The organism is Salipaludibacillus sp. CF4.18, from assembly GCF_051262595.1.
Lineage (GTDB): Bacteria > Bacillota > Bacilli > Bacillales > Salisediminibacteriaceae > Salipaludibacillus > Salipaludibacillus neizhouensis.
In genome coordinates this window covers 1-7779 of record NZ_JBIMEV010000095.1, presented here as the reverse complement: position 1 = coordinate 7779, position 7779 = coordinate 1, and the positions used below count along the sequence as shown (strand labels likewise).

Annotated in this window: 6 protein-coding genes; 1 reads left to right on the top strand and 5 read right to left on the bottom strand. The window is 34.1% G+C overall.

The annotated features are described in order from the left end of the window. Positions 1 to 210: 210 nt before the first annotated feature. Positions 211 to 975, top strand: coding sequence for an IclR family transcriptional regulator (locus tag ACHABW_RS24945; RefSeq protein WP_435759632.1), 765 nt, complete (start codon positions 211 to 213; stop codon positions 973 to 975). 715 nt (positions 976 to 1690) lie between these two features. Here ACHABW_RS24945 and ACHABW_RS24940 read toward each other — a convergent pair. The 5 genes from ACHABW_RS24940 to ACHABW_RS24920 all read right to left on the bottom strand — a co-directional run bounded on the left by ACHABW_RS24940 (position 1691) and on the right by ACHABW_RS24920 (position 7173). Next, complete coding sequence (locus ACHABW_RS24940) at positions 1691 to 2785, bottom strand: NAD(P)-dependent alcohol dehydrogenase (RefSeq protein ID WP_435759630.1); 1095 nt, start codon at positions 2783 to 2785, stop codon at positions 1691 to 1693. Between the two features lie 30 nt (positions 2786 to 2815). Continuing rightward, complete coding sequence (locus ACHABW_RS24935) at positions 2816 to 4267, bottom strand: aldehyde dehydrogenase family protein (RefSeq protein WP_435759628.1); 1452 nt, start codon at positions 4265 to 4267, stop codon at positions 2816 to 2818. Positions 4268 to 4754: 487 nt separating this feature from the next. Continuing rightward, a complete protein-coding gene (locus ACHABW_RS24930; protein WP_435759626.1) occupies positions 4755 to 6275 on the bottom strand; it encodes a sodium:solute symporter family protein in 1521 nt (506 codons plus the stop codon). 15 nt (positions 6276 to 6290) lie between these two features. After that, positions 6291 to 6524, bottom strand: a complete 234-nt coding sequence (locus ACHABW_RS24925) for a hypothetical protein (protein ID WP_435759624.1) — start codon at positions 6522 to 6524, stop codon at positions 6291 to 6293. 154 nt (positions 6525 to 6678) lie between these two features. Continuing rightward, positions 6679 to 7173, bottom strand: a complete 495-nt coding sequence (locus tag ACHABW_RS24920; protein WP_435759622.1) for a flavin reductase family protein — start codon at positions 7171 to 7173, stop codon at positions 6679 to 6681. Positions 7174 to 7779 lie beyond the last annotated feature (606 nt).

The following is a 7779-nucleotide window of genomic DNA, read 5'->3' as shown; positions in this document are numbered from 1 at the left end:
CTGGTTAACCATAAGTTGTTAATATAAGTGTAATAACTTGTTACACTAATGTCAACACAATTTTCAGAATTTTTTAATAATCCTAAGCAAATACAGTACCTATACGGCTTATTACCTTTTATACTTTGGTTTATTTTAGAGTTTACCCCTGGTTAACTTCGTGATAAGATAGTGAATAATATTAAACTGAAATTTAGTGGAGGTAGAAGAATGATTGATGAAAATGCACCAAAAAAGGGGATTCAATCGATCGAAATAGGTTTTTCCATATTGAAGGCGATTTCAAATTCTGTGGGACCTCTAACAATTACCGAAGTTTCTAAGTTATGCGATATACCCAAAAGCCAACTATATAGATATTTAATAAGTTTGTGTAGGATTGGTTTTCTCGAGAAGAGTGAGGATCTCCGTTATTCACTAGGAAGTGAACTAACATTAATTGGTTTGCGTGGTATGGAAAAAGTAGATATACGAATCAAAGCATTACCATATATTAAGCGATTAAATGACTTACTTGATGAAACTGTGTCTCTAGCTATATGGGTAGAAAATGAGGGTCCTATTTTTATTAGCTGGGAAGAGAGTAAAAAGCCAATTAATGTTAATGTTCGTGTTGGGTCCGCGGTACCACTAACCAATAGTGCTACTGGGAGAATTTTTGCAGCATATTATCCAAAAGAAAAAACACAATCCTTTATCAATGATGAAATAAAAAAACACTCAATTGTTCTTGATGAATATAACGATACGATTATAGCTGTAAAAAAATATGGTTATGCTTTCACAGATCAATATATTCCAGGTATAACAGCTATTTCTGCACCGATATTCGACCAAAAAAATGAATTAGTTGCTGCAATAAGCATTATCGGATTATCTGGGGTGTTAGATATATCTCCTGACTCTCACTTAACAGAAGAAGTTTTAAAAACTGCTCGGGAATTATCAAATAGTCTAGGTTACGTTTATTTGTAATAATCATGTTTTTTGAAATTATTAGCAAAATGAAAAATACTCTATACACAATGCCTGACGTTAATCTAAAAATGTAAAGTTTAAAAAACGTCTGCATGAGCAGCAATAGATGACTCTGGTAATATGATATTATCCCTCTCTCATAAACAGTTAAACGACCACCTGCTAAATCAGGTGGATTTAAACATGGAATGTAGACGAATTAAAGTCGTACCTTAAGACTATAGTCATCTCAAAGTCCATATGCTAAAGCAATCTAAATGTTGATTAAACTCAATCCTCACTTCTAAATATATCGTCCTTTATCTCATTAAACTGGTTTGCAAAATAGTCATTCCTCTTGCCTCACATCCTCCCTTATTAACTTTCGTGTTCTATTAAACTATATGACTATTCTTCTTATATCTGTCCATAACATTCTTGGACGATGTTTAATTAAAAGCAACGCAAATTTAGTAACTCATGAGTAAATTGAGCTAAATCAATCTTTTCGGGGAAAATTTACGTAAGTGATCAGTAAAATAATATATTTATCTGTTCTTCAATACTCAATTCTTTCCCTCGCTCAACGATTGATGTCTAAAATCACCTGGAGGATAATGAATTAATGATAACCTCTTTCTCGTCTTTTAATGAAAAACTAGATAAAAATCCTGCCGACTGCCTCTTTTTTAAGAGCCAATGTCGGCAGGCTGGCAATTTTCCGACTTCATATTTACATCGTCAATACTGGTTTAATAGTTGTTCCATTCTTTGTATCACTTAATGCCTTATTGATTTCTTCAAACGGGTAAAGCGTTATTAATTTATCAAAAGGAAACTGACCAGCTTTATACAATTCAATCAAATTGGGAATAAAAACTTTTGGGACACTTCCACCTTGATGGACACCTACAACTGATTTAACATTAATTAATAAATCCATTACATCTAATTGTACTTTGGTCCCCATCTTAGGAGCTCCAATTACAGCTACCTTCCCCAGTGGAGCTAAAGATTCGGTTGCGTCTCTTAACACTTCAGGAACCCCTGTTGATTCAATTGCAAAATTTACACCTCTTCCTGTAATTTTTTTAATTTCTTCTAAAGCATTTACCTTTTTAGAGTTGAGAATATGTGTTGCTCCAAGCTCTTTTGCTAACTCTAAACGTGAATCGTGAATATCTACTACTATTCGAGTCGTACATCCAGCTACCTTTGAAGCCATGAGTGCACTCAATCCAACCGTGCCACTTCCGAAAACAACAATATACGAACCAGCAGATGGCTGAAAAATATTTAAAACCGCCCCTGCCCCTGTTTGAATTCCGCATCCTAGTGGTCCCAATAAGCGAAGATCTGTATCTTGGTCTACTCTAACAACATTGCGTGCATTAGCAACTGAATAAGTAGCAAAAGAAGATTGCCCAAAGAAATTAGATATATCTTGTTCACCCTGATGTAGACGATGAGTTTCATCTGCCATTTTTCCTGAGAAATTTGCAACAAGGATATCCTCACAAGCATAAGAATGTCCAGTGAGGCAACATTCACAGTGTCCGCAAGCAGCATATGATAGAACGACATGATCCCCAGGTTCCAAATCTTTAACGCCTTCTCCTACTTTCTCAACAACTCCTGCACCTTCATGCCCAAGGACAGCGGGAAGCGGTACAGGAAGGAGTTGATGTTGTGCTGAAACGTCTGTATGACAAATACCTGATGCAACCATTTTAATTAGAACCTCTTCTGACTTCGGTTCATCTATTGTAACATCTTCAAATTGGAACTCTTGACCAGTTTCATGGACAACAGCAGCTTTGATTTTCAAATTTGTACCTCCTCGGTTTACTATTTTTGGTTATTTCACATAGCGGATTGAATGATAATTGATATAGGCGGATAATGTTGATTCTCCAGAAAGCTCTCTTCCAATTCCACTATCTTTGATACCACCAAACGGCATCCCTAATGATAATGAATCAAAACTATGGCTGTTAATAAAAGTAGAACCGGATTCAATTTGTTTCGCCACTGCCAAAGCTTTCTCGAAGTCACTAGACCAGACAGAAGAACCCAAACCATATTCTGAATCATTCGCCATTGCTACAGCCTCATTAACAGTTTTATAAGGAATAATTGGGATAATAGGTCCAAATTGTTCACTAGAAACAATAGGGGATGAATGAGATATATTTTTTACAACATGAGGCAAAATATAATATCCGTTATCCCAACCATCTGGGTCTAATTTTTGTCCAAGCTCTCTAACAGTAGCCCCGCTTTGTTTTGTTTTCTCGATCAGGTTCTTAACATATTCAAACTGTTTCTTATTATTAAGGGGCCCAAAGGATGCTCGTTCATCTAATCCATGTCCAACTTTATACTCATCCACAAATTCACAGAAAGTATTATAAAATTTTTCGATCATATTTTCTTGCACATAGATTCGCTTAACACCGAAACATATTTGACCGCTTCTCGTATAAACGCCTTTTAGTAGTTTTGGTATAATCGTTTCGATTTGTGCATCATCTAGAATAATAGCAGGGTCGTTGCCACCTAATTCTAATGTAAGAGCTTTAAAACTCTTAGCCGCATTAGTAGCAACGGCTCTCCCTGTTTCAGTTCCACCTGTAAAGGCAACCTTTTTAACTAACGGATGTTGTGTTAATGCTGAACCTACTTCTGCATTTCCATGAATAACATTGATAACTCCATCAGGTAATACCTCTGCCATTTTTTGAAGGAGAATACTTAAAGCAATTGGTGCTGTAGGTGATGGTTTAATAACAATTGTATTTCCCGTAACTAAAGCAGGGGCCAATTTCATCATCGTCAATATAACAGGCATATTCCAAGGGACAATTGCACCGACTACCCCTTTCGATACTTTTTCAACACTTATCCAACTAGTCTCATCTTCTATTTGTTCTGATTCCATATAATCTTTAGCAATACTAGCGTAATAATTCAGAACACCATTTCCTAAATAAAAATCAGTTTCTGCTTCCCATAAAACGCCACCATGTTCCTTGACCAATAGATACTTTAATTCAGACATAGAATCTTCTAACACTCCTGCAGCTGCTAACACTAATCTAACACGTTCTCGGACATCTACATTTTTCCATGATAAAAATGCATTGTGAGCTGCTTTCACAGCGGTATCTACATCTTCACTCGTCCCTAAAGCTACCTCACCAATTAACTCATTTACTTTACCTGGGTCTCTAACTTCAAAATAGTTTTGTGTTGGAACTTCCTGATTATTGATTAATAGATTAACTTTTTTATTTGCCAATGTTTTCATTAATATTACCCCTTTCGTTTTAGAAAAAATTACCCCTCTGGCCAAAATAGTAATTAAGTCTTTCAAACGTACGTATATCCGTAACATTAATTCTTAAATATCCCCATACTTTTTTAAATTAAATTAGTAGTTATAATAATATAATTATAGAGCGCTTTCATGTTAAGGTTTTGAATGACATTTAATGAAATATATTTAACATAGTAGTAGGTTACGTCAAAGGACATCGTCCCTCTCTTTCGTTAAACTATAGTTAATTTAATTCTACAATTAAAATACCCCTTTTCACTATTAATACTTAAAATCAATTATCAAAATAGGGAGTAACCACCAATTTATTTGTGTATAGGACTCTTTTCCACTTTAACTCTTTAAGAGACTGAGAAACAATTCTTCCTTTCTTCTAAAATTATGACAGTCAAATCTACTTTCGCCTACTATAATACTGCTTTTTAGCAATTCATATTACTACACAATACCATCGAGCTTATTGAACTTTTTTAGTAGGAATATCTTCTTGAGAATTAGGTCTTTTCTTATAGTATTTTTTTAAGACATCTAAATGCTTATCTGCTTTTTCGAATTCCTGTTTTGTCAGTAAACTAACTACGATTAAGACAACTGTTGATACGAATATAACAGGAACAATTGGTAAAAAACCAAATGATGGTAGCCAATTTGTAAAGAAATATATAGGCACCAAGAAACCACCAATAACCAAGCTAAAGATCGCACCTACTTTCGTCAACCTCCTCCAATATAAAGAAGCGATAATTACAGGCATTACAGACGCTGTACCAGTAAATGAAAGATTTGCAATTTCAAACACACTGGCAGGTCTTATAAGTGAAACTATATATGAGATACATAATAATATAACAACAAATAGTCGACCATAGAACACTGTTTTTTCTTCTTTAATTTTAAAGAATTTCTTCACAATATCAGTTGTAAATAAATTACTCATTGTTAATAATTGTGCATCCATAGTTGACATAACCATTGCGAATAAACCTGCTAAAGCTAGTCCACTCATCCATATAGGAAGATACTCAAATGTCAGCATAAAGATGATGTTATCAGAAGCACTACCTTCTAAACCTGGAATCATTACAGCTCCCCATACTCCTAATGTTACAGCTAAAATATAGATAAAAGACATTCCTAATGGGTATGCAATGCTATTTTGCCTTAGGCCTTTACTATTTTTACTTGCTAGAATTCGAACAAAAACGTGTGGAAAGCTTAAAACTACCAAAGAAAATAATAGCCATTGACTAAACCATATTTGCCCCGAAAAAACTGAATTATTTCCTCTTTGCAACAAGTGTGGCTGTTCTTGTAGTAACTTTTCCGTTATTCCGGAAAAGCCTCCACCTTTATTTGCAATCATAATTACGGCCAAAAGTAAAAACACAGTGAAAATTAAAACCTGTAATGTATTTGTTAAAATTGTTCCTCTCATTCCACCGCCCCATACGTAGTATCCAACGACACACGTGATGATTAATGAACCTAGCCAGTAAGGAATAAGGCCACCTGTAAACATTTCAAACCCGGCTCCAGCACCAATTTGTCCCGTTACGATGTATGGTGTAGTATATATTGCAAATATACTAAATAAAATTAGTGATATTGATTTACTTTGAAAACGATCTCCAAATAACTCACTTGGAGTACTATAACCAAACTTCTTACCCAAAATCCAAATCCTTACACCAAAGTAATACGTTGTAAAAGCAATCATAAATGACCCAGCACCCATAATTAACCCATACATTCCAAAACCATTATGATAAGCTTGTCCAGGCATTCCCATCATAACGAATGCAGATAAATTTGCTCCTATAATTGAACAAAATAAATAGAAACTTGAAATAGAACGATTAGCTAAAAAATAATCTTCACCATTATTAGTCGTCTTTTTTTGCGAAAACCAACCAATACCAATTATAATTAACATATATATCATAGAAACTATAAAAACGACTGCTACCCTACTCTCCAAGACTCAACCTCCTTTTTAATCCGTTTCATCATCGAAAACTTCTGGAACATCTGGCCAAATGACTTTATAAGCATAAAACAAGAAAATCGATGCTAATATCCCTCCAACTAAAGCTTGGAACCAAACGGCGAATGGCATAAAGCCAAATAAAAGGGGATTAATTTGATCAAACCACCAAAAATCAAAATGTAAAAAAATCATTAGCATGAAAACTATTAAAATTAATATTTTTTTCACTCCATGCGTCATAACATTTATCTACTCCTTATTAAAAGTAATGAAATCTACTTAATTCTCTTGCATTGTTGCATCCGCTTTCATTTACATAGGTCAGAAGTTTTCTGTTAAATGACTACATATTAATTTCATTATTAAATATTTAATACTAGCTACAAATTCATAATTATACAATACTATGAAACTCAGAGGGAATTGGTCCAAACTTCCTTCTATGGTACAACATCGGGTCTTTGTTCTCAATTTCAATATCTACGACTTCACCGATTAAGATCGTGTGATCTCCAGCTTCAACTTGTTTAAACGTTTTACACTGTAAAACAGCAAATGCTTCTGAGATGATTGGTAAATTATAATCTGAATATTTCCAATCACAACTACCAAAACGATCTACTTCCTTACTAGCAAATAATTTACAGATTTCCTTTTGTTCACCAGCTAAAATATGGACAGCAAATTTCTCTGATTTTTTAAACGTTTCTAAAGAAGTAACACGATGATCAATTGACCATAAGATTAATAGTGGATCCAAAGAAACGGATGCAAACGAATTTACAGTAAGTCCAAAAGGTACTCCTTGATTATCACTCGTTGTAACTACTGTCACACCCGTTGGGTAGTTTCCCATTACCTCTTTAAATATTGATCGTGTATCCTGCATACTACACCTCTTCCTAGATTTTTTGTCTATTATAATATTAGCTTAATAAGTGTTTTAGTTTTAACTACTGAGATAACAACATTATTTCCATGCTGAGGTAATCTTGAAGGTTACAGAGGCCCACCTCCTACATCACTTGGAGTTCCCGTGAAGAAAATATTCTACTAGAAACCGAACTGTAAATACTAAACTTTTTGTATTTGAGTTGATTAACATTAACAGTTTAGAAGATCTCCAATTCAACCGGAGATGGAATCTCGTCTTTCATAACCAATCAGGATCCCTATGGGACATATCCAGCAACATAGTCAAGAGCTTTATCGGCAGAAATATTCTTTGCTAGTTTTCCGATGAAACAGCATATTCTCTTTTATAATTTTTTCTTCCATAATAGAAATCAATGGAATTCTATCATCGGGTGCTATTACTGTGTTTCGGAATTAGATATCTCTCTTTTCAATTCTAAAATATGTTCTCGGTAATTGTGTCCCACAAATAAATTTTCAGGTTTTCGAACCGGTGGATGTAGTATCCTTTACAATTTAATTTATTTTAATTTCATCTCTTGAATTTACAAAAAACTACATTTTAGCCTCAACTTTTATA

Excerpts from the sequence above, each read along its gene's own strand:
- ACHABW_RS24920 (WP_435759622.1), bottom strand. The coding sequence starts at position 7,173 with ATGCAGGATACACGATCAATATTTAAAGAGGTAATGGGAAACTACCCA.
- ACHABW_RS24935 (WP_435759628.1), bottom strand. The coding sequence starts at position 4,267 with ATGAAAACATTGGCAAATAAAAAAGTTAATCTATTAATCAATAATCAG.
- ACHABW_RS24945 (WP_435759632.1), top strand. The coding sequence starts at position 211 with ATGATTGATGAAAATGCACCAAAAAAGGGGATTCAATCGATCGAAATA.
- ACHABW_RS24925 (WP_435759624.1), bottom strand. The coding sequence starts at position 6,524 with ATGACGCATGGAGTGAAAAAAATATTAATTTTAATAGTTTTCATGCTA.